Annotated in this window: 9 protein-coding genes, 2 tRNA genes and 3 rRNA genes; 3 read left to right on the plus strand and 11 right to left on the minus strand. The window is 43.2% G+C overall.

Going from position 1 to position 22,508, the window contains the following annotated elements:
- Positions 1 to 48: 48 nt before the first annotated feature.
- Positions 49 to 1,554 carry an alpha-L-fucosidase gene (locus tag BWD42_RS20645; protein WP_077438288.1) on the minus strand — a complete coding sequence of 502 codons (1,506 nt, stop codon included), beginning with the start codon at positions 1,552 to 1,554 and terminating at the stop codon, positions 49 to 51.
- A gap of 85 nt (positions 1,555 to 1,639) precedes the next feature.
- Complete coding sequence (locus BWD42_RS20650; protein WP_077438289.1) at positions 1,640 to 3,238, minus strand: beta-N-acetylhexosaminidase; 1,599 nt, start codon at positions 3,236 to 3,238, stop codon at positions 1,640 to 1,642.
- A gap of 425 nt (positions 3,239 to 3,663) precedes the next feature.
- Here BWD42_RS20650 and BWD42_RS20655 point away from each other — a divergent pair, with 425 nt between their 5' ends.
- Both BWD42_RS20655 and BWD42_RS20660 read left to right on the plus strand, forming a co-directional pair.
- Positions 3,664 to 5,898, plus strand: a complete 2,235-nt coding sequence (locus tag BWD42_RS20655) for a glycoside hydrolase family 2 protein (protein WP_077438290.1) — start codon at positions 3,664 to 3,666, stop codon at positions 5,896 to 5,898.
- A gap of 269 nt (positions 5,899 to 6,167) precedes the next feature.
- Positions 6,168 to 6,446 carry a DUF4342 domain-containing protein gene (locus BWD42_RS20660; RefSeq protein ID WP_077438291.1) on the plus strand — a complete coding sequence of 93 codons (279 nt, stop codon included), beginning with the start codon at positions 6,168 to 6,170 and terminating at the stop codon, positions 6,444 to 6,446.
- Between the two features lie 94 nt (positions 6,447 to 6,540).
- Here BWD42_RS20660 and BWD42_RS20665 read toward each other — a convergent pair whose 3' ends face one another.
- The 3 genes from BWD42_RS20665 to BWD42_RS20675 form a co-directional block, all read right to left on the minus strand.
- Complete coding sequence (locus BWD42_RS20665) at positions 6,541 to 8,313, minus strand: RagB/SusD family nutrient uptake outer membrane protein (RefSeq protein WP_254846289.1); 1,773 nt, start codon at positions 8,311 to 8,313, stop codon at positions 6,541 to 6,543.
- Between the two features lie 9 nt (positions 8,314 to 8,322).
- On the minus strand, positions 8,323 to 11,628 hold the full coding sequence (locus tag BWD42_RS20670) for a SusC/RagA family TonB-linked outer membrane protein (RefSeq protein WP_077438293.1): 3,306 nt from the start codon (positions 11,626 to 11,628) through the stop codon (positions 8,323 to 8,325).
- Between the two features lie 354 nt (positions 11,629 to 11,982).
- Complete coding sequence (locus BWD42_RS20675) at positions 11,983 to 13,995, minus strand: beta-N-acetylhexosaminidase (RefSeq protein ID WP_077438315.1); 2,013 nt, start codon at positions 13,993 to 13,995, stop codon at positions 11,983 to 11,985.
- 261 nt (positions 13,996 to 14,256) lie between these two features.
- On the opposite strand from BWD42_RS20675, the gene BWD42_RS20680 reads away from it, so the two are divergent.
- Entirely contained in the window at positions 14,257 to 16,377 is a 2,121-nt protein-coding gene (locus BWD42_RS20680) for a hybrid sensor histidine kinase/response regulator (protein WP_077438294.1), read from the plus strand.
- 199 nt (positions 16,378 to 16,576) lie between these two features.
- Here BWD42_RS20680 and BWD42_RS20685 read toward each other — a convergent pair whose 3' ends face one another.
- The 6 genes from BWD42_RS20685 to BWD42_RS20710 all read right to left on the minus strand — a co-directional run bounded on the left by BWD42_RS20685 (position 16,577) and on the right by BWD42_RS20710 (position 22,318).
- The gene (locus BWD42_RS20685) at positions 16,577 to 16,777 is read right to left on the minus strand and encodes a hypothetical protein (RefSeq protein WP_077438295.1); all 201 of its coding nucleotides are present in this window, start codon (positions 16,775 to 16,777) and stop codon (positions 16,577 to 16,579) included.
- Between the two features lie 274 nt (positions 16,778 to 17,051).
- Positions 17,052 to 17,163, minus strand: a 5S ribosomal RNA gene (rrf, locus tag BWD42_RS20690).
- A gap of 157 nt (positions 17,164 to 17,320) precedes the next feature.
- Positions 17,321 to 20,204 (minus strand): 23S ribosomal RNA (locus BWD42_RS20695).
- A gap of 227 nt (positions 20,205 to 20,431) precedes the next feature.
- Positions 20,432 to 20,505: transfer RNA gene (locus BWD42_RS20700), tRNA-Ala, on the minus strand.
- Between the two features lie 90 nt (positions 20,506 to 20,595).
- Positions 20,596 to 20,669, minus strand: a tRNA-Ile gene (locus BWD42_RS20705).
- 119 nt (positions 20,670 to 20,788) lie between these two features.
- Positions 20,789 to 22,318: ribosomal RNA gene (locus tag BWD42_RS20710) — 16S ribosomal RNA — on the minus strand.
- The 16S, 23S and 5S rRNA genes sit together here with 2 tRNA genes alongside, the layout of an rRNA operon.
- Positions 22,319 to 22,508 lie beyond the last annotated feature (190 nt).

Consider the following 22,508-nt stretch of genomic DNA (forward strand, 5'->3'; position numbering starts at 1 on the left):
TACCGTTAAGGTTTAATTTCAGCTTTTTGATTAAAACGATGTAGTTAGCTACATTTTTGCGTCCATTAGCTTTTCACTTTGCGACTTTGGTTTTCCTAATTTCATTTTGACCACAAAAGCTTTATTTGCCATAAACGAATTAGGGAGCAGAATATCGTAATACGTATTTTTATCTAGGTCCAGCCCCATATCCGTATGGCTCAATTCCAAAGACTGTCCATTATGGAGCAGGGTAGCAGAAACTGGGACCTCCGCTGCATTCTTAGGAACCGCAATGCGTACAATATTGTTAACGGGACGATTAAAAACAGTAAGATAAAGGTTATCCGCTTTTTTCGTAAAATAACCCAATTTAGATGGAGCGAGACCAGCATGTCTGACACCGTATACCGCTTCACCATTGATCTTGATCCAGTCTCCGATTTCCTTCGCCAGTTTATCCTCTCCCGGATGCATGTGGCCATTCCCATCAGGGCCAAAGTTCAGTACAAAATTGCCATTCATGGAAACACAGTTCATCAGCATATCAATCAGATCATCGGAGGTCTTGGTATAAATCCCCGACCAGTCTTTCATATACCCCCAGCCATTCGGTGGAATCGTCATGACACAATCCCAGTCGCGTCCTTCCAACCACTCAAATTCCTTCGGCATTTTTCGTTCCCAGCCCTGTTCATAATCACCTAACATCTCACCGTTGGAGTCAAAATGTCGCTTTCCATATTCGTCATTTCTAAACCGGCTTCCGATAATCAATCCCGGGTGTTTTTCACGTAACTCTTTCTCTAATTTATATGTAAAATCATACGCTTGGATCCAGGATTGATCCCAGGTACCATCAAACCAAAAACCCTTTATTTGTGGATAATTTTGTAGGAGCTCTAGCAACTGATTACGTGTATATTCCAAAAATTTATTGAATTTAGCCTTTTCCTCGGGAGTAGAAGGGGCTTTCCCCATATAGTTTGAATTATTCCACTCCAGGATCGAAAAATACAAAAACACATCTATTCCCTCTGCCGTATAAGCATCTACGACCTGTTTGACAATATCTTTTTTATAAGGGCTCTTCTTGACGGTATAGTCTGTATACTTAGATGGCCATAGGGCAAACCCATCATGATGTTTTGTCGTAAAAATAAGATATTTCGCACCCATTTCTTTCGCCTGTTTAGCCCAGGCTTTTGCATCGAAACCTGTAGGATTAAACTGTTTGTAGAGGTTGTCATAGGTATTCTTCCAATCTTTCGGTGCTGTTGGCCCACTCCAGGTACGTATCCATTCGGATGCTGCTGCTCCTTTTCGAGCACTTACCCCTTCCCATTCATTACCGGGAATTGCATATAGTCCCCAATGGATAAATTGTCCCAATCCATAATTGCGAAACCGTTCCATGGCCTCATCTGTCCGATGCGCGGGCGTCAAAGGTCCATATTTCACCTCCACTTTGTTTTCAATCTTCTTGCGCGGACCTGTCCATTGCGCCGAAGTCGTTTTTACTCCCAGCAATATACCGCCGAGAATTAATGCTGTGATTAATTTATTATATTTCATCTTATCATTATTTCTGTTAATCCACTCTGCCCAATGACTGATAGTACTGTGCTGACGAAGCAAATACAGGTAGTCGATCTAATCGTCACTTTGGACTATCTATATATTGTTTTTGTGATTTCTTGATAACTGCCGGTTCTGGATTACTATCCTTAAAGGGGTCAAAGTAATAAAGCCCCTGATCGCGGTACAAGGGCAAATGCTTTTTTAATTTCCTTGTAAATTCCTCAAAATCACGTCCTGTTCCAGGTACCCATGCTGCCTCCGCCAATGCGGCTATCCTGGGAAACACAAGATAATCCAAACGATTGACATTGGTCACCGTCTCAGTCCAAAGATTCGCTTGAATACCCAAAACCTGTTTTTTCCTTTTGCCCAAACTATCCAGTTGGCTTCCAGCAAAATTGTATACATCCTGCAAAGGATTAAAGCCTTTCCCCCATTTACGGCCATACTTATGGTTTTCTTGTTGAACAAAGTCAAAATACATGGGCAATCTGGGAGTTAATATGGTCTGATAACCTTTATCCAATATTTTGTTTAGCTGCTCCGGTTTATCATGACGCCACCACATCATGACGGTTTGATCTTTCTGTAATCTTGCATCCACCATTTCATCCCAAACCATAATCTTCCCATTTATCCCAGCCACCGAATCAGCCATACGGCGAATAAAATACTCCTCAACTTCTTTGTTGGACTTTAGACCTGCTGTCTTTTTCAGTTCCTGAACTTTGGCATCATTATCCCATGCATCACTGCCAAAGGCCACCTCATCTCCGCCCAAATGAATATAGGGTGAAGGAAAAAGTGTTTTCACTTCTCGCAAAACATCGGTCAAAAATGTATATGTTGTATTTTTAGCGGGATGGAATGTAAAATCAGGATGTTTTTCATTGCCACCACCGGACAGGAAAGGATATGCACGATTGGCCGCTGTAGCGTGGCCCGGCATATCAATTTCAGGAATAACCTCAATATTCCTTTCGGCTGCATAAGCAATGATTTCACTGATATCCGCCTGACTATAATACTGTACCGAGGCATAAGGATCAAGATAATTGCCTATCCCGCCAACCTGGGTTAACCAGGGATATTTTTGTATACTTAAACGCCATGCCGGTTCATCGGTCAGATGCCAATGGAACTTATTCAACTTATAAAAAGCCATCCAATCCAGTAGAGATTTCACTTTCTCCTTACCGAAAAAATGGCGCGATTCGTCCAGCATAAACCCGCGCCAGGCAAATTGTGGTTTGTCTTCGATATTCAATGCAGGTAATAGGAATGCCTCCCCTTTTCTTTCAGCACAGGAAAGCAATTGTTCCAAACTAGCAATTGCATTAACAATACCCGATCGATCGGAAGCATCTATTTCAATACTTTTGCTGTCGATCTTTAGACGATATGCTTCATGCTGTAATTTGCTATCAAGCTTTACAATCATTTTTGCATCCTTTTCCAAAGAAGTGTAAGTTGAAATTCCAAAACGGCTCAACATCAGCTTCTGAAAATAGTGCAAAGACGATTTAAACACCGCATCTCCAGTAACTCCAAAATTACCCTCCAGCCTCAACTCTCCCGGCCCCATTTTAAATTCTAAAGGCTGTGGAATAATTGCAATTTGTGCTGTCACATTTTGAATGAGTAAGTAGGCTATAATAAATACTAATTTACGTTTCATGTCATGAATGAAGACTTTACCTTGGTTAGAAGGTGTTAAAATTAATTATTTAAGCATCATTTGGCTACATTATTATAAAACTTTTATTTTCGATTCTGAGTTTGCTGTATCCCTTAAACCAAACCAAATAGTTACTGTGTTTAATCGATTCTAATTGTAGCTCTGCGCAATACAATTGTAAAGAAATTATTAAGTTATTACCCCAGGTCAAATCCAGACAATCGTTTGCGCAATTCTCGAAAACGTTGTAGTGTACATCCTACAAATAGGCTAATAAAGAAATTAAAATAATGGTAAGAGAAAAATAAATTACATATAATAAATTTATTTTCAACTAACTATCTTTCGAAAAATAAGTGGATTAGGCATTGTGTTTTTGTTGGTTATATTTGAAAACGAAACAAATACCCTAAGTTAAAAACCATATGATTAAAAGGATTTTTTATACGCTCTTCTTTATTGGAATAACAATACTGCATCTGCAAGCCAGAACAGTCATTCCATTCAATGCAAACTGGTCGTTTAAAAAAGGTCCATTTTCCAGCTCGGCATTAGACTATAACCAGACATTTGATGGAAAGTGGCAATTGGTTACCCTACCCCATACCTGGAATGCAACAGACATGCAGACAGCCGAGATCAAACCCGGTAGCCTCGGAAAAAACGAACGCTTTTATACCGGCGATGCGTATTACCGCAAAACATTTGTCCCCGGATCAGATTGGAAAGGTAAGCGTGTTTTCATCCGATTTGAAGGGGTAAATACCAATACCGAAGTTTACTTAAATAATAGACCGCTCCCTGCCAAAACAGGGAAAAATGATGTTACCTACGATAATTCGCAACGAAATGGCAACTACAATTTTGTCGGCCGGCATCAGGGTGGTTATTCAGCTTTTGTGTTTGAATTAACCAGTATGTTGCAATCCGGAGTAGAAAACGAGCTACTGGTCAAGGTCAATAATGAAGCCAGTCCACAGGTTATTCCGGTCAACCACACCCTATTCCCGATGTACGGTGGTATTTATCGTCCTGTAGAACTTATTGTTACTGATGACATTCATGTTGCTGTGAATGACTTTGCCTCCCGAGGGATCTACATCACTCAGCAAAATGTTTCGAAGAAAGCAGCTGATATAGCCTTAAAAATAAAAATTGATAACAAGTCCGGAAAAATAGAACCTATCGAACTATTAACAACGGTTTTTGAAAAAGATGGAACCGTAAAAGCAAAACAACAAACAGCTTATACATTGCCGCCACAGGGCCGTCAGATATTATCGCAACAAATTGCGGTCAAAAATCCGCACTTATGGCAAGGGTTGGATGATCCTTATCTGTATCGTGTAGTGACTCAGATCAAAAAAAATGGTCAGGTCATTGACGAGGTAACGACACCTTTAGGCATACGCAAATTTGAATTACGCACGGGCCAAGGTTTCTTTTTAAATGACATCAAGTATCCCTTATACGGTGTATGTCGACATCAGGATCGCTGGGGCAAAGGTTCAGCGCTCAGCAACGCCGATCACAATGAAGATCTATCTATTATCAAAGAGATGGGGGCTACTTCCATCCGCCTGGCACACTATCAGCAGTCCGAATATTTCTATTCCAAATGCGATAGTATCGGACTTGTAATCTGGGCGGAAATCCCATTTGTGAATCGCGTGACCACATTTGAGGATAACAATGCCCAGCAACAGCTGAAGGAACTGATTCGTCAAAACTTCAATCACCCTTCCATTTATATCTGGGGAATGCACAATGAAGTATATTCACCATCGGCTTATACCGTGGAACTGACAACTAAGCTAAATGATCTGGCTAAATCCGAAGACCCAGATCGTTATACCGTATCTGTCAGCGGCTATAATGTGATTGACCATCCGGTTAACAATAATGCCGATGTACAAGGCATCAACCATTATTTCGGCTGGTATAACGGTGAACTGGAAAACAAATCGGATAAAGATGACGATGTGGCCACTTGGGCACAACGTATAAGTAAAGAGTTCAAAGATTACAAGATTATCTTCTCTGAGTACGGTGCTGAAGCAGTTCCCGAAGATCAGGCCGAAGAAGTAGGCAATTTCGGGAACCAATGGAGCGACCCATCGTTCTTTCCAGAGGAATATGCGACAAAATTCCACGAAGTCCATTGGGGTGTGATCTCAAAAAGCCCTATTTTTCTGGGATCCTATGTTTGGAATACGTTTGACTTCGCCACACCAATTACAGCGCTGAACGTGAATCCAAGAAATTATAAAGGACTGGTTTCTTTTGACAGAAAATTGAAAAAAGATGGATTTTACTGGTATAAAGCGAATTGGAGTAAAGAACCGGTATTGTATATCACTCAACGCCGTATGATCAATCGGGGAAATGAAATTACGCCGGTAACGATCTATTCCAATAGAGGTGAACCAACCCTAACGGTCAACGGAAACATTATTAAAGCTGTAAAAAAGGGGCAAACCGATGTGCATTACATTTTTGACAATGTTAAACTTGCAAAAGGTGCAAACACAGTAGAAGCGAAGATCATACTAAAAGACGGAAAAGTATTGACGGATAGTATTCACTGGAATTACGATCCATCTTACAAACAAGATGCAACAGGACCAACCAAATCCAAAACGGAGCACGTAGGACTTTAATAAAGAGCTAGATAAAAAAGAAAAGCAACACTATTCCCTGTACTAGTGTTGCTTTTTTATGTAATAAGGTTTCGGCTTACCCGATCATCAGGCTGTCTCCACGGGAGTCCATTAGCTTGTATACAATAATTGGAAAACCATTGACCGACATAAGCCGAGTGTTTACCGAGATTCTTTCCCGATTAGCCTAAAGGCTATCCCTTCTTCGGCAAATCCCCCCTACCTTTGAGTTATCAAATAAGAAATAAAAACATTAAAAAATAAACATCATGGCAACTAAAACAACATTCAGCATCAACAGCAAAACGATCACAAAGGCTTTTCAAGATCTTTTTGATTCATTTAAAAGCTCGCGATTAAAGGTTTCTTCCAAAAATGGACAGGAATACCTAAACATATCATTACTGCTGGCGGTGATCATTGGCATTATCTTTCCGGTAGCATTTGTGGTCCTTATTATTCTTACTTTGGTCTGCAGCCTCCAGCTAGCCATCTTACAAGAGGATAAACAGGAGGAAGAAAAACAAAAAATGATTGAACTAAAGTAAGCGCTATATACGATATAGCTTAACATAAACGGGATGTCCAGCAATGGACATCCCGTTTATGTTAAGCTATATCGTATAGTAATCGGCAAATACGCTACTCTAAGGTAGGATTAAATTCCCCGCCCCAGTCTTTATTTTGTTTGATATTCGGGTTCTTGTCGATTACAGATTGCGCAATCGGGAAGAAATAATAAGTATCTGGTACCAGATTGACTTTATTTCCGGTGCTAGGAACCTGCAGCACATTATATTTAAACTGATTTTCCTTTAGCTGATAATTTTTTGCTAAATCTGCTGCCGTTTTTAGATCCATATCAGTTCCGTTGGCATTGATCGCGATTGCTTCCACGCCCTGTTTGGTTTTATTGTTCAGTACGTCAAGCTTACGCAAACGACGCAAGTCCCAAAAACGGTGCCCTTCGAAGCAGAACTCAATGTTTCTTTCAGCCAATATCGCTTCCCGCATTTCGGCTTTGTTATTTGCGGTAATTCCATAACTGTTGTCCCCACCCGGCTCGATGCCTGCACGCATCCGGATCTGTTTTAACAGCAATATTGCAGTAGCCAAATCCCCTGTTTCATTAGCTGTTTCGGCATAATTCAATAGCACCTCCGCATAACGCATCAATACAAAATCCACGTCATATTGGGTCTCTACCTGCGTTTGTCGCAGTGAAAGTTTTGAATTCTTCAGGATAAAAAAGCCAGTGTACCGATCCCTGTTAGAAGATGTTGTTCCAGCTTTCGGGTTTTCGCCGAAATTGTCCAGCGCATCCGCAATACCCAGTGAAGTATATTGTCTTTTCCCTGTTTTGCCCGAAACCTCATAGACCTTACCGTTCCATACAATAGACTTGTCAAAACGGGGATCACGGTTTTCCCAATAACTTTGTAAGAACTGTTCCTCCGTTTTATGGTATTTACCCGTAGGATCAGTATACAGTTTACCATCTTTCATTGGAAATTCTTTCACAAAATCCCAGGTCGGGACTGCACTGGCCGTTCCACGGCTTTCTGAGCCCGGCCGTACCCCATTATCCCAGTTAGCAATCTTATTGGGATAGGAGTTTATGACTGCAAAAACCACCTCAGGCCCTTTCTCTACCAAGGCGATATTGTAGTAATCAGCAGTCAGGTTATATCCCTGAGCTTTTAGCTGTTCATAAGCTTTTTTATTCACTGCATTAGCTTCCGCCCAATAGGCATTTCCATATGGGTTGGAAGGATTAAATTGTGGTGATGCTTTATACAACAATACTTTAGCTTTAAAAGCTAGGGCAAAATTACCGTCAATACGTCCATAATCTGCCGTACCCTTCCCAATGGTCATCGGCAAATAGCTCAGCGCCTCATCCAGATCTTTTACAATGAAATCAAAGCATTCCTTGGTGCTGTTGCGCGGAACTTTCAATTCATCACTTTCCAGGTCCTGAGGCTTTGTGATATAGGGCACACCGCCGTGATGTTTGACCATATTGAAATACATATAGGCACGCATAAAAAGTGCCTGCCCCAAGACCGATTTCTTCGCTGGATCATTTAAGCCTGTGCTTGCTGATACCTTTTGAATAGCTGTATTGATCTTGCGCATGGTTGTATAGTCCCAGGCTTTATAGGCCGAGTTATTGACCGTCACCGCATTGAGGGGAAAGTTGATCCCCGCTAGCTGCTGCGAATTATTGTCAGCACCACTGTTCCAATTGCCGAATAAGGTATATAAATTAGCCAAATATGCATTAACTAGATTGGGGTCGTTCCAGACCTTATCTTCGTTTACCGAATTGAGATCCTCAATATCCAGTACATTTTTGCAGGAAGCCGTTGTCAGCAACAGGGCAACCAGCGGATAAAATATCTTTTTCATCATTAAAATCAATTAAAATTTAACATCTAAGCCCAATGTGAACGTTTTCATCACCGGATAGGAATCGTACATTTTTTGCTCCGGATCGTGGAATTCCTTCATCGGTGAAAAAACGAATAGATTGGTACCATTTAAGAATACGTTGACGCTCTTCATTTTGATTTTCTCCATCATGGCCTGCGGCAGCGTATACGAAATATTTAAATCCCTTAGTCGCATATAAGCTCCATTTCGGATCCAGAAAGTTGACGAAGTAGCCCCCGATTCCTGCCAGTTATAGCCGACTGGCCTTGGGTACTTGGCATCTGTATTATCCGGTGTCCAGACATCCGATGTCCAGATCGGATAATAAGGTCTAAAAGTATCCCCATGCTGGCGCATTCCAGCCCCTTCCTGATTACTGATCACCCGGTCATATGCCAGTACGCCCTGAAATAAAGCAGAGACATATACACCTTTCCAGCTTGCGTTAAATCCAAATCCATAATTAATGCGCGGTGTGTTATTTTCCGACAGTAATTGCATATCATTGTCATCGATAATGCCATCAGGCTGGTTTACGTAATTTTGTCCACGGATATCTTTATACAGAATCATCCCCGGATAAGGGTCACGACCATAGGTCTTAAATCCTTTTGCTTTCAATGCGTCCGCTTCGGCTTGTGTACGAACCAATCCTGAAGCTTCTAAACCAACAATACGGTTTTCAGGCCTTCCCACTTTGGAGCGGAAATTTTGACTTCCGCCAACAGCGTAAGAAGGTTCCTCGTCAAAAATATCCCAGCGGTCTTTTGCATAGCCCATATTCGCATTCAAGCCATACGAAACCTCGCCAATCCGGTCACTCCAGTTGAGGGAAAGTTCACCTCCTCGAAAGCTTCGGGCCGCATAGTTTTCGGGAGCCAATCCCCGGCCGTAATTATCAGGAACCTTGATTCCCCTCGTACCGAGAATATCAGTCTCTTTGCGAATAAATCCATCCACACTACCGGTCAGTTTATTCTGGACGAAACCAAAGTCTATCCCAACGTTGTAACTCTTTGATTTTGTCCAGGTGAGGTTTGTGGTCGGGTTGTCCAGGTACGTTACCCCGGTGTAGTAACTATCCCCAAAAATATAGCCCGGTACAGGTGTTCTGCTTCCTGTGCGTGAAGTGATGATCGAACTATATTTCTCCATATACGAATAGGGCAATATCGAATAGCCTTCCACATCCACAAAGTTGCCCGAGCTACCGTACGATGCCCGTAGTTTTAGATCACTGACCGTATTTTTGATGGACGAAAAGAAGTTCTCATCCGACATACGCCAACCTAGGGACATGGAAGGAAAAAATCCCCAGCGCTTATCATTCGGGAATAGAGGCGAGCCGTCGTAACGGAAAGAAAACTCAGCAATATACTTATCCGCATAGTTATAGTTGGCCCGACCGATCACCCCTCGGCGTGCGTCCATTAATTCAAAAGCATCTGTCGACCGCATGCTTCTGTCTGTCGGATAGATGTACATCTGGTCCAATGGAATAATTGGGTTTTCTGCCCGCGAAGTAATGTTGGTATTCCCCGATTTAAACTGTTCATAAACCACGAGGCCATCCACTGTATGCTTGCCAAACTTGCGGTTATAGTTGAGGAACCAATCCACTTGATACTGCCATTTCCGCTGTGGATTGTAGTCCATAAAAGGTTGTGCTTGGCTAAAAGTGAATACGTTTATCCGATCTTCAGACGGTGGTGCTGGGATAAAACGGTTTCCATTAGGATTCAAGGAGGTGAATGTATAATTTTTCTGGAAACTCATATAGCGCTTACGCATATAATCTTCCGCAACATAGCTTCCCACCAATTTTGTTGACAGGCCTTCAAGCAACTTATCCAATTTTAAATTAAGTGTCATAATGGGATTTACCTGGCGCACCTTACGGTCGATATACCGGTCGCCAATAACCTGGTCGATCACATTCCAGGCCTGCCAGCTTCCCATTGGTGTCTGTACTGGATAAGCTGTTGGAGTATTGCTTGGAGTGCCGTCTGCGGTCAGATAAAATGGATACATCTTGGGCCAGTTGAATGTAACGCGATAAAAATCGGAGACATCAAAATCATCATCACTGGCGGATGTACTAAATGGCCAGAAGAACCTGTTGGAGTTGGTCTGATTGGCTGAAATATTAAAATCCATGCTAAATGCATCACTGATTTTTGCGGAAATATTGCTGCGAATATTAAATTTCTCATGGTCCAACGATTTATAAGATCCGTTTTCTTTACGATAGCTCAATAAGGCATAATAAGTAATCCTGTCGCCACCACCGTTAACGGCGATCGATTGCCTATGGCTGAAAGGATTTCGCCAGATCACATCATTGGTATTATAGTTTTTATCCTTAAAATAATCAAATTCGCGTTGTCCATTTGGAGCCACCCAGGGGTCAGTTTTCTTTCCCTGTTCCCAACGGAATTGAGAAACCCGATTCTGATAGATCAGTTCATCCGTAGCGGTAGTCAAATTGGCCAATAAAGTCTGTGTGGGTGAACTAAAGGAATAATTACTCTGGACATTAAACACCGCTGCTTGGGCTGTTCCTTTTTTTGTCGTCACCAGTACAACACCGTTACCGGCTCTAGTCCCATAAACAGCGGCAGTTCCAGCGTCTTTCAGGAAACTCATCTGATCGACTTCATTGGCTTCCAGCGCGTCAAAAGCAGCTTTGTCGCGCACCACACCATCAATCACATACAAAGGTTCTACAGCGGCTCCTCGGATACGTAAGGAGGAGGAAGCTCCGGCCATCCCTGAGGTATTGGTCACATTGACACCAGCCGCCCTTCCGGCCAAAGTATTGGACAGATTAGATGGCGAGATATTTTTCAGTTGTTCAGAGTTCACCGCTGCGACCGCTCCGGTTAGATTGCCTTTCTTTTGCTTACCGTAACCCACGATAACCACTTCTTCTAGGGACTCGGTACTGCCAATCATCGTCACAGCGAGCGTTCCGCTACTCACCAAGACTTCTTGCCGCGCATACCCTTGATAATTGATCACCAAAAAATCGCCCTGTTTGGCACGAATGGAAAAGCTACCGTTGGCATCAGTTGAGGTCTGAATCGTAGTACCTTTTACTGTAATGGTGGCACCAGCAAGCGGCTCGCCTTTTTCGTTCTTTACATAACCCGAAATTTGCTGTTGTTCAACATGAAAATAGCTCAATTTCGATTTCAGATTGCTCGCAAATAGATTAGGGGACGAGCATAGAAGACCAAGACCTAAAAGACTTAAAGGTCTGGCTTTGCTGTAAAAAAGATAATTCTTTTTCATAATTAAGATGGAGGTTTTTAGATAATAGTTTACAAACAATTACTAAAGGTTTACTGGTTTTTTCATCTTTTGTAAAAAAATAACAAAAGACAGTTGATTTTGATAGGAAATTAAATAAAAGAATCCGAAAATAAAAATGAAATTGAACAAAACAAACTGAAAAATAGCTTATTTTTAATATTTTACCAACAGGTTATTGGAATATAAGCGGTTATTTTTGGTAAAAAACGGTGTATATTAGGGATTAGTTCTTCAGAAAACAGGAGATTTCAGGCAGTAGTAGGGATATTTTTAACCACAAAAGCAGCTATTGGAGTAGCTGCTTTTGCTTAAGGAGCTGTAGGATACTATAGACTATCTTTTCTCCGTTTTGCTGAAAGGAAGAGTTGGTGACAGATTAAATGTAAAATTACCTTTTGAATCTACGCCACCGGCTCCTCTAACCCGAGCTTTGATTTCATATTTTGCATTCGGATTATAGTCTTTAACAGTGAAATTGTAATAAAAGGGTTTAACCTTATTCGTCCCTCTAAATTTATCCGCAAGGGCATGATGTCCATCCTCATCAATAATATGACCATCTTGCAGCAGTTGGACAGCATCAATCTCCAGAAAATTCTTGCCCTCTGTGAAGAAAAAACCGGCTTGTGCCCGGCCGTTGTCGTAGACCTTTTTGGTTACATCAAAGGTTAGTGTACCATACTCCTCCCGTATGTCATTACTTGTCCAAGTACCTGCAATATAGCCCCCAGGATGATAATAATCAATCCGCATGGAATCCAGGCGAGGGAGATTGGCTTCCAGTCTACGACAGAACTCTACATAATCTTTGTTTGACTTGGCAGCCCATCCTATTTCAGCGACTGCCAACAAGCGCGGAAAATTCTGCACGTTCATATCCTTGACATCCTGGGCGAGCGCTGACCACATATTCCCCTGCACACCGAGCAGCAATTGATCCTCCAGGGCTGTCAGCCCATTTGATGGATCGAAATTATAAACCCTTTCCAAAGAATTAATCTGCGGATAAGCTAGATCCGTCATTGTTCCATCGTTGCGGTCTGCTTGGGTAATATCAAAATACAAGTGTGAAGCCGGTGTTGCCACCGCCTTAAATCCGTCTTTGGTAGCCTCTTTTATTGCCTCCTCTCCTAGCCAGCTCATAATTGCGGTATTCTTGGGCAGGTTCTTAGCATCGGCCAAAATATCATTCCAACCGATCGGCTTTTTCCCTTTCTGAACAATAATAGCTGATACACGCTGTACAAAATAACTTTGTAATGCTTTGACATCCGTAATCTGATGTTGTTTCATAAATTCCTGCACGTGGGGTTCTTTTTCCCACAGATCATGACGAACCTCATCTCCTCCAAAATGAATATAGCTTCCCGGAAATAGCGCGGCAATCTCCGTAAACACATCATCCAAAAATTGATAGGTCGTCTCTTTTGTAGGATCAAGTGTATTTGGTGTAAACTGGTTACCCCAATAGCCCCAGGATGATACAAAAGGAAAGATATGATTGGGATAAGAATTTTTGTTTACCCCCAATGTGGGATAAGCCAATATTGTTGGCCAGGAGTGCCCCGGGACATCAATTTCAGGAACAATGGTAATATTCCGTTCTTTCGCATACTGAATCACTTCCTTAATTTGATCCTGTGTATAAAAACCACTACGTTCAGCCGGTTGCTTCTCCGTACGATGGAAGACAGTTGTATTTTCAGCTGTTAACTTTGGATATTTCTTTATTTCGATGCGCCATCCCTGGTCATCTGTCAAATGCCAATGAAAAGTATTCATTTTATACAAAGCCATTACATCCAGATATTTCTTGACAGTGTTTATTGAATAAAATGTACGGCTTACGTCTTTCATATAGCCTCGCCAGTGGTATCGGGGATAATCTTTGATCGCAACTGCCGGGATAGACCAAGCAGTTTCACGATTGGTCTCATTATTTGCTTCGATTGCGGAAGGCAGAATCTGACGCAAGGATTGTGAGGCATTGAAAAGACCATGTGCGGTCTTTGCTTTAACAGTTACTTTTTTAGCCGATACATCCAAATGATAACCTTCATCACTGGGAACATTCAATTTTTTATCCAAAATAAACTCAATAGTATTGCTTGACTGCTTTTTTTCTATCATCGGATAATGGCTAGCCTGCCGTAATTGCTGAATAAACAGGCCCACATCTTTAACGCTACAATTTTTAAAGCTTATGGTTGTCAGATTATCTAATTGGAATACACCTTTGCCGTAAGTGATCTCCTGTGGTTTTGGAATGATATTCACAATAGATTGCGCCTGACTTATCTGTCCGATAATCAATGACAATATTGCTGAAATAAATAGTTTTTTCATCAGTTTTACAATTTGCTCTTTTAATGAAGATGAATTAATTCGGGTCAAAATTTGCCCCATTTTTAGGTTTCCATCTGTAAAATAGAAAATAAAAATCGTAACTACAGACCTGCTTCTTCAATCAAACGATTGTGTAAGTTTTTCAAAAAGTAGCTATTATTTGACAGTGATATTCAACAGCTTTCATTTTTAAGTCTTAAATTTGATTTCCAAACGAAACAAAGAGGCTATAGTTAATTTATTGGTTGAAAGAAGTACAACGTGAAAAATAATAAAAAAATATTTATTTTCAGGACAGTTTTAATCGCTTTTCTGATTCTTTCTTTGGTGTATATCGGCTCGATATTTACCTACCAATATATTGAATATCAAAAAACAGAAGCCCGTCTAAATAAAGCCTACAGCTCCAAAAATCAGCTAACAAGTTTGTTTTATGAGTTGTTTGCGTCTTATAATGCTGCAGGGAATGCATTCCGTTCATACACGGTAGATTTCAGCGCTGAAAACTTGACAAATTATACAAAAAGCTTAGACAGCCTTCGTTTTTACATCGATTCGCTGTCGACTCTTTCTTCAAAAAAAGGGATTTCGTTTTCAACCAATGCACCACTGGAACAAAATATACATCTCTCTGATGAATTCGCCCGTATTAAGCAATCCGTTGATAATATGATTTTCCTAGCAAAGGATTCCCTTTCTTTGTTAATGAAAACCAGCCGAACATTACGTCCGACAACCAATCGGATCAACGCGGATTCAGTTGTCAGCAAAATATTACGCGATACCGCGTTAACAGTTCATAAAAAAGATACGATCGTCAGAAAAAAGGAAAAATTGTTCTCCCGGATTTTCAAAGCCAAAAATGACACCTTAGTATCAGACAGGCTTGAACAACAATTTAATGTTAATCAGATCAAGGCAATTCACAGCCAGATACAGACATTAATTGAACAGAATGAGTCATTTTATAAACAAGATTTCAGCAAAATCCGTCGTTCTTTTGTCGCGCTTCAAGAAAAGGAAAGGCAGCTTCTGCAGTCAAATTATGCTCTTTTTAATACAATCAGTACTGCCCTATTAAAGATAAAAACGCAAGAAGACGAGTCCTTGCGGGCGGCCGAAATACAGGATTTCACGCTCTATAAGAAAAACTCCGCCATTTTTGGGAAACAGGTTATTGCCTCAATCATTTTGATGATTATTATGGTGACACTAATTCTGTCCTATCACTATAATACCATCATTTATGAGCGTAAAATCACAGCCGCAAGGGATTATGCATTACGTACCGCCAAAGAGAAAACCAGCATACTAGCCAATGTAAGTCATGATGTGCGCACCCCTGTCAATTCGTTGGTCAGCGTTATAGATCTTTTAAAGAACAATACGTCCAACAATCGCGTTAGTCCTGCACTATTGGATTCCATTACACAGGATATTCATGTCATCAATGATACTGTCGAAGATATACTCAATCTGGGTAAATTAGAATCAGGAATGCTGGAGATTAAGGAAGAATATTTTTCGCCGGCCAGCTTGCTTGCCAATCTGATAAAGATGCAACAAAGCCAAGCTGAAAAAAAGGGCCTCAAATTGATCAGCAATATTGCAATTGAACGCGATACCTTGATAAAAAGTGGTGCCTATCGTCTACGTCAGATCGTATCGAATCTCCTGAGCAACGCCATTAAATATACGGACAAGGGGCAGATCGAGATTAGGGCATTCATCAACCGGGATGGAAAGAAAACTTTGCAGATAGAGGTTATAGATACTGGAAAAGGTATTTCGGTTAAAGATCAGGAGCATATTTTTGAACAATATTACATGACTGATCTCAGGTCTAAGAATAGTTTTGGACTGGGGCTGCATATTTCCAAGCTTATGGCGGAGCAGCTCAATGGAACATTAAGTGTGACAAGCAAACAAGGTAGTGGATCGACATTTACATTGATCATTCCTATTGCTGATGAAAAGAAAAGCTTAAAACAGGCTGCCACACAGGATAATCTACCTGAGGATTTACGCATTGTGGTGATTGATGATAACCCGATCAATAACCTATTTGTTAAGCAAGCATTGCAAAAATTTAAAGATGTAAAGATTTTCCAGGATTCGCAGCAAGCGATGGCGTATCTTCAAAACAATGGCAGCGATATAGTTATCACTGATCTTAATATGAATGGTCCAAGCGGCTGGGATATTTTGAATTTGGTCAAAGAAGAAAACACAATCCATGGTCCAAACAATAAAGTAATTGCGTTAACATCGGATGAATCACAGGTTAGCGTACAGAGCCCTCAAGGGCAGATACATCAGTTTGATGGGGTCATGGTCAAGCCTTTTAATCTAACAAGGTTCGTACAAATTTTAACATCTTAGATCCATTGCAAGATTGTGCTGCAATTATCAGCCCATAAGCCCAACATCCGTGCCTGTCGGATTCAAAACGAAATCAGATCTAAATCGGAAAAATAAAGAAAGGGGCCTGCAAGACTTATGTAGGCGCCCTTGCTCGTGCTTATTATCCATAACCCTAAAGCACATTGTTACACCCTGCTTGGTGATATTAGGTAAGATATTATTTCAAAACCTCAACTAACTTAGCATCCAGTTCGGCATCGGCGCCATCACTTCCATTAGCTTTCCGACCAATAATAATTCCTTGCGGATGGGTCAAAATTTTAGTTGGAAACGAACTTACGCCATCACCTTCTGTCACATCCTGACATTTGTAAAAGTTCTTACCAGCGAACTTTACTCCCCAAGAACATGTTTCCAAATACCAATTTCATCTGGTTCTACCGCTTTGTGCCATTTTTCCTGTTTGCTATCATCATCGGCAATACCAATAATCTCAATACTAGGAGAACCAGTAAACTACAATAACATTAACAGTGCAAGAGAGTGAGTTAGACAGCAGAAGAAAATGCAGGAATAATGTGACTGTACGGAACATTCCATCCAGCCCTGTTGGCTGCCCGCAGAGAAGCAGCAGCAAAAGTATGTAAACGAAAGAAGCCCTTGACTGTTTCCAGCAAGGGCTTCCGTGTAAAAAAAGGCACCGACCTACTCTCCCACCTGTTACGGCAATACCATCGGCTCTGGCGGGCTTGACTGCTCTGTTCGGAATGGGAAGAGGTAGACACCGCCGATATAGGCACCTAAAGTTTTTTTATAGTATCAAGTACGCAGATGTTAGTATTTAGATCCCTTTGCAGGGAAATACACATCCTATAGCTCAAACTATATTGACATATATATTGAAAGAGGTTCGTTTCTTTTGTTTCAAAAATTAAAGAGGAAGACAACAGTGTCTGTCTGCTTGAGAAAGCTTCGGGCTATTAGTACCACTCGGCTTTGGTCTCTCAACCTTTACACCTATGGCCTATCAACGTAGTCATCTCCTACGACCCTATAAGGAAGTCTCATCTCGTGGCTAGTTTCGCACTTAGATGCTTTCAGCGCTTATCTATTCCAGACGTAGCTACCCTGCCGTACACCTGGCGGCATAACAGGTTCACCAGAGGTCTGTCCAACCCGGTCCTCTCGTACTAAGGTCAGATCCACTCAAACTTCCAACGCCCACAACAGATAGGGACCGAACTGTCTCGCGACGTTCTGAACCCAGCTCGCGTGCCACTTTAATGGGCGAACAGCCCAACCCTTGGGACCTTCTCCAGCCCCAGGATGTGACGAGCCGACATCGAGGTGCCAAACCTCCCCGTCGATATGAGCTCTTGGGGGAGATCAGCCTGTTATCCCCAGCGTACCTTTTATCCTTTGAGCGATGGCCCTTCCATACAGAACCACCGGATCACTATGTCCGTCTTTCGACCCTGTTCGACTTGTCGGTCTCACAGTCAAGCAAGCTTATGCCATTGCACTCCGCGTACGGTTACCAAGCGTACTGAGCTTACCTTTGAAAGCCTCCGTTACCTTTTTGGAGGCGACCACCCCAGTCAAACTACCCACCAAACAATGTCCTCCCCATAGAGGAGTTAGAAACCGGATACAGAAAGGGCGGTATTTCAAGGTTGATTCCACGACTCCTGGCGAAGCCGCTTCAATATCTCCCGCCTATCCTACACATCCTGTACCCAATCTCAATGTTAAGCTATAGTGAAGGTGCATGGGGTCTTTCCGTCCCGTTGCGGGTAACCGGCGTCTTCACCGATACCACAATTTCACCGAGCTCATGGCTGAGACAGCGCCCAGATCGTTACACCATTCGTGCAGGTCGGAACTTACCCGACAAGGAATTTCGCTACCTTAGGACCGTTATAGTTACGGCCGCCGTTTACTGGGGCTTCGATTCAATGCTTCTCTTGCGATGACATCCCCTCTTAACCTTCCAGCACCGGGCAGGTGTCAGGCCTTATACTTCATCTTGCGATTTTGCAAAGCCATATGTTTTTGTTAAACAGTCGCCTGGGCCTTTTCACTGCGGCTGCTCTTCTCAGAGACAGCGCCCCTTCTCCCGAAGTTACAGGGCCATTTTGCCGAGTTCCTTAGCCATGACTCACTCGAGCACCTTAGGATTCTCTCCTCGACCACCTGTGTCGGTTTGCGGTACGGGTCTTCTTAACCTGAAGCTTAGCGGGTTTTCTTGGAAGTCTGTTTACCTGCTCTATCAGCGCCACCGGAGCTTTGCTGTACTATTGGGTTTCAGCTAGAGTTGCGGATTTGCCTACAACCCCAATACCTACGCCTTTCAACGAACTATTCCGTCAGTTCGCGGCAGTGTCACTACTCCGTCACCACATCGCAGTTAAGAAGAGTACTGGAATATTAACCAGTTGTCCATCGGCTTGCCCCTTTCGGGTGCGCCTTAGGTCCCGACTGACCCTGATCCGATTAACGTTGATCAGGAAACCTTGGTCTTTCGGTGGGCGGGTTTCCCACCCGCCTTATCGTTACTTATGCCTACATTTGCTTTTCCATACGGTCCAACACCCATTACCAGATATCTTCGCCCCATATGGAATGCTCCCCTACCAGATGCACATCTTTCAGTGCAAATCCATAGCTTCGGTACCGTTCTTGATGCCCGTTTATTATCCACGCCCGGCCGCTCGACTAGTGAGCTGTTACGCACTCTTTAAATGAATGGCTGCTTCCAAGCCAACATCCTAGCTGTCTGGGCAACCGGACCTCGTTAGTTCAACTTAGAACGGATTTGGGGACCTTAGCTGATGGTCTGGGTTCTTTCCCTCTCGGCCTTGGACCTTAGCACCCAAAGCCTCACTGCCGGCTATATTTGATAGCATTCGGAGTTCGTCTGGATTTGGTAGGATTTGACTCCCCCGCACCCAATCGGTAGCTCTACCTCTATCAAACTCCACGCCGACGCTGTTCCTAAAAACATTTCGGGGAGTACGAGCTATTTCCCAGTTTGATTGGCCTTTCACCCCTACCCTCAGGTCATCCGGAAACTTTTCAACGTTTATCGGTTCGGTCCTCCATTACATGTTACTGCAACTTCAACCTGCCCAAGGGTAGATCACAAGGTTTCGCGTCTACCTCATCTGACTATGCGCCCTATTAAGACTCGCTTTCGCTTCGGCTGCGCCCCTGAAGGGCTTAACCTTGCCAGACAAGAGTAACTCGTAGGCTCATTATGCAAAAGGCACGCTGTCACAGGACCTGCCTGCTCCAACCGCTTGTAAGCACACGGTTTCAGGTTCTTTTCACTCCCCTGTTCGGGGTTCTTTTCACCTTTCCCTCACGGTACTGGTTCACTATCGGTCTCTCAGGAGTATTTAGCCTTACCAGATGGTGCTGGTGGATTCCCACAGGATTTCTCCGGTCCCGCGGTACTCAGGATACCACTATGCCAACATTCTTTACCTGTACGGGGCTGTCACCCGTGTCGCGCAGTTTCCCACCTGCTTCCAGTTCATAGCGCTGTACAATGTCGTGGTCCTACAACCCCGTCTATGCCGTAACATAAACGGTTTGGGCTCTTTCCCGTTCGCTCGCCACTACTTGGGAAATCATTGTTATTTTCTTCTCCTACGCCTACTTAGATGTTTCAGTTCAGCGCGTTCGCGTTTTATACGACTATTCTTCAAATAGTCAGGTTGCCCCATTCGGAAATCTACGGATCAGTTCGCATTTGCCGATCCCCGTAGCTTATCGCAGCTTATCACGTCCTTCTTCGCCTCTGAGAGCCTAGGCATCCCCCGTGTGCCCTTATTTACTTTCTTCACCGGCATAGCCTTTTGCTACTATGCGGCTGCTTTTGATATATATACTAATATGCTAGGTAGCGGTTCGTTCGGCATTCACCGAGGGTCTCCCCGTTACTTCAAACACATACCAGCATTGTCTCTATACTGTTGTCTTCTCTTGTAATTTTTTTTCTCTTTCAATATGTCAAAGAACTCTTTTTCCGGCTATATGAAGTATATGTGTGCATACTTCACCGGAGATGTGGAGAATAACGGATTCGAACCGTTGACCCCCTGCGTGCAAGGCAGGTGCTCTAGCCAGCTGAGCTAATTCCCCTTTTGTTTAAGATATCAGATTTTAGACCGGAGGCAGCAGACACTTTACTTTGTCTCTATTCTCACATCTCTATTCTCAGATCTCTTTAAGTAGTCCCGAGCAGATTTGAACTGCTGACCCCTACATTATCAGTGTAGTGCTCTAACCAACTGAGCTACGGGACTAGCTATCCTGTTCATCTATCTCTCTCGGTCCTGCTCCCTTAGGGGCGGGCACTTTCTTCTGATGTTTTCTTCTTTTCAATCATGATGTACGTGACGAGCACCGATCCGCGATACTCTAGAAAGGAGGTATTCCAGCCGCACCTTCCGGTACGGCTACCTTGTTACGACTTAGCCCCAATTATCGGTTTTACCCTGACACGCTCCTTGCGGTCACATGCTTTAGGTACCCCCAACTTTCATGGCTTGACGGGCGGTGTGTACAAGGCCCGGGAACGTATTCACCGCGTCATTGCTGATACGCGATTACTAGCGAATCCAACTTCATGGGGTCGAGTTGCAGACCCCAATCCGAACTGTGAATGGCTTTTAGAGATTAGCATGCCGTTGCCGGCTAGCTGCCCGCTGTACCATCCATTGTAGCACGTGTGTAGCCCCGGACGTAAGGGCCATGATGACTTGACGTCGTCCCCACCTTCCTCGCTGTTTGCACAGGCAGTCTGTTTAGAGTCCCCACCATTACATGCTGGCAACTAAACATAGGGGTTGCGCTCGTTGCGGGACTTAACCCAACACCTCACGGCACGAGCTGACGACAGCCATGCAGCACCTAGTTTCGTGTCCCGAAGGACGGATGCGTCTCTGCATCCTTCACTAACTTTCAAGCCCGGGTAAGGTTCCTCGCGTATCATCGAATTAAACCACATGCTCCTCCGCTTGTGCGGGCCCCCGTCAATTCCTTTGAGTTTCACCCTTGCGGGCGTACTCCCCAGGTGGATAACTTAACGCTTTCGCTAAGACGCTGGCTGTCTATCGCCAACATCGAGTTATCATCGTTTAGGGCGTGGACTACCAGGGTATCTAATCCTGTTCGATCCCCACGCTTTCGTGCATCAGCGTCAATACCAGCTTAGTGAGCTGCCTTCGCAATCGGAGTTCTAAGACATATCTATGCATTTCACCGCTACTTGTCTTATTCCGCCCACTTCAAATGGATTCAAGCCCATCAGTATCAAAGGCACTGCGATGGTTGAGCCACCGTATTTCACCCCTGACTTAATAGGCCGCCTACGCACCCTTTAAACCCAATAAATCCGGATAACGCTCGGATCCTCCGTATTACCGCGGCTGCTGGCACGGAGTTAGCCGATCCTTATTCTTCCAGTACATTCAGCTCCTTACACGTAAGGAGGTTTATTCCTGGACAAAAGCAGTTTACAACCCATAGGGCAGTCATCCTGCACGCGGCATGGCTGGTTCAGGCTTCCGCCCATTGACCAATATTCCTTACTGCTGCCTCCCGTAGGAGTCTGGTCCGTGTCTCAGTACCAGTGTGGGGGATTCTCCTCTCAGAGCCCCTAGACATCGTCGCCTTGGTAAGCCGTTACCCTACCAACTAGCTAATGTCACGCGAGCCCATCTCTATCCTATAAATATTTAATAATCTAACGATGCCGGAAGATTATATTATGCGGTGTTAATCTCTCTTTCGAGAGGCTATCCCCCTGATAGAGGTAGGTTGCTCACGCGTTACGCACCCGTGCGCCACTCTCATGGAATCAGAGCAAGCTCTGGTTCCAATCCCGTCCGACTTGCATGTATTAGGCCTGCCGCTAGCGTTCATCCTGAGCCAGGATCAAACTCTCCATTGTAAAATGAAGTTTTTGATTCTAACTATTTACATAATCAGAATTCTTTTTTTATATCTCTGATCTTGGATCGAATTGAACTAATTCTTGAATTTTGTTCATGACTTTCGTTTGTCTACTCGTCACGCTACATGATTGTGTTTTCTTAAAGAACTTTTTGCGCTTCAACTTCCGTATCCGCTTTATTCCGATG

The organism is Sphingobacterium sp. CZ-UAM, from assembly GCF_002000245.1.
Lineage (GTDB): Bacteria > Bacteroidota > Bacteroidia > Sphingobacteriales > Sphingobacteriaceae > Sphingobacterium.